Source organism: Mesorhizobium sp. P3_A9, from assembly GCF_056402975.1.
Genome location: NZ_JBFUGJ010000642.1, coordinates 1 through 1,654, shown reverse-complemented (window position 1 = coordinate 1,654; position 1,654 = coordinate 1). Strand labels below are relative to the sequence as shown.

The 1,654-nt window shown below is 61.2% G+C and carries 4 protein-coding genes; 3 read left to right on the top strand and 1 reads right to left on the bottom strand.

What is annotated here, in order from left to right:
- From AC1DX0_RS35595 to AC1DX0_RS35585, 3 genes are all read left to right on the top strand, one after another.
- A partial coding sequence (locus AC1DX0_RS35595; RefSeq protein ID WP_477359139.1) for a hypothetical protein occupies nt 1-191 on the top strand: 191 nt, incomplete at its 5' end.
- Between the two features lie 55 nt (nt 192-246).
- Nucleotides 247-786 (top strand): MerR family transcriptional regulator, encoded by a 540-nt coding sequence (locus tag AC1DX0_RS35590; protein WP_027042329.1) that lies wholly within the window; start codon nt 247-249, stop codon nt 784-786.
- 106 nt (nt 787-892) lie between these two features.
- Nucleotides 893-1,195, top strand: coding sequence for a hypothetical protein (locus AC1DX0_RS35585; protein WP_477221177.1), 303 nt, complete (start codon nt 893-895; stop codon nt 1,193-1,195).
- A gap of 91 nt (nt 1,196-1,286) precedes the next feature.
- On the opposite strand, the gene AC1DX0_RS35580 is transcribed toward AC1DX0_RS35585, so the two are convergent.
- Nucleotides 1,287-1,565 (bottom strand): hypothetical protein, encoded by a 279-nt coding sequence (locus AC1DX0_RS35580; protein ID WP_477221178.1) that lies wholly within the window; start codon nt 1,563-1,565, stop codon nt 1,287-1,289.
- Nucleotides 1,566-1,654 lie beyond the last annotated feature (89 nt).

Below are 1,654 nucleotides of genomic sequence, written 5' to 3'. Positions count from 1 at the left end.
CATCAGAACAGCAAGGCCAAGGGCGGCAAATAGCCTCTATTGTACGGTTGAAAACCGGCCCCGCCATAACGCCGGGCTTGAATATTGCTTCACAAACCGCTGAAATAAGGCCCGATTCGGCAGCATGGCCGGATTGGTGTTCAACGTATGATCCATTCGGCGCAAACGGTATGAGCCTCTCTCCTCGTTGAGCCTGATCTCGCTGAATACCGTTCCGGATCACGCTCCAGCGTGAGGATTTCGCCCATGGACAAGAGCCCTGACGCCTTCCGCACCATCAGCGAGGTCGCTGAAGATCTCGATCTGCCGCAGCATGTGCTGCGCTTCTGGGAAACGCGCTTCAACCAGATCAAGCCGATGAAGCGCGGCGGCGGCCGTCGCTACTACCGGCCGCAGGATGTAGAACTGATCAAGGGCATCCGCCACATGCTCTACGACCAGGGCTACACCATCAAGGGCGTGCAGAAGCTGCTGCGCGAGAACGGCAATCATTTCCTTGTCGCCATCGGCAATGGCGACATGGCCGCCGTCGAGGCGATCTCGCAGCGAAAGCAGGCCGACCAGGTGCCGCTGACGCCGGCAGCACAGCCGCGCGGCGGCGATGATGAGTTGGTCGGCCAGCCGAGGGTCAAGCCCAGCCGCCGCTTTTTCGGCCTGGGCAAGAGCGACGAGGAAGGYCCSGTCCARCCGGAYGCGTCGAAACTSTCGCGCGACAATCGCGCSYTGCTGCAGGAGGCGCTGTTCGACCTYCTGGARTGCAAGCGCCTGCTYGAYCAGGTGCGCTGACCGCAGCGCGAAGCGCTTTGGAGCCTTAAGACCGGAACCCGCCGAGGGGTGAGGCGTTACGTTTCCTTCTGCAAGACTTTCCTGCGGCAAGACAAGGAAACGCATGATGGCATCATTTTCGACCCTTTCGGACATCGACCTCGAAAAGCAGATAGCGGCTCTCTCGAGGGAACTCGCGACGCTGCGCAAGGCCGTGTCGAAGCGGGGTGGCGCTTACTATGAAGACGGCCGCGATGCCGCTCTCGACACATATTCCGACCTTGCCGGACGTCTGCGCGATGCCATGCCGGCAATCCGCAAACAGGGCAGGGTGATGGAGAAATCGGCCCGTGACCATCCGGCGGCGGCCGCCGCGGTTGGCCTTGTGGTGCTCGGCCTGGTCGCCAGCCTGCTGTTCAGCCGGCGCTGAGGGGGCCCCCTCGGTCATAAGACAGGAATTCAGTTGAGAAAATGGCGGCCGACCTGAAGGGCGAGCCGCCATTCTCATTGCTATCAGGTGGTTATTTCGCGAGCTTGATCTTGGCTTGCGGCGAAACCTGCGCGGTCTGGCTGCAYTTGCCATAGACSGTGCCATTCTTGTCGGTGGCATCGGTATAGGTGCCCTTGCACTCGATCGAGAGCACCAGACAGTGCCCTGCGCCCTTACACACCGCGCCGCCGTCGCCGGTGGGGTGCGTGCCATTGGCGAAAGCCGAATTCGTCATCGACATCGAGCCGATCGCCGAAATGGCGATGGCGGCGGCGAGCGAGAGGCGCTTGAAGTTCGAGATGTTGGTCATTGAGCATTTCCTTCTGTTCGATTGAGGATCGCCTTGCCGGCGTCCATCTGGTTAGGGAGCGCCGTTCTGGCGTCCATGCAGGCTTAGTG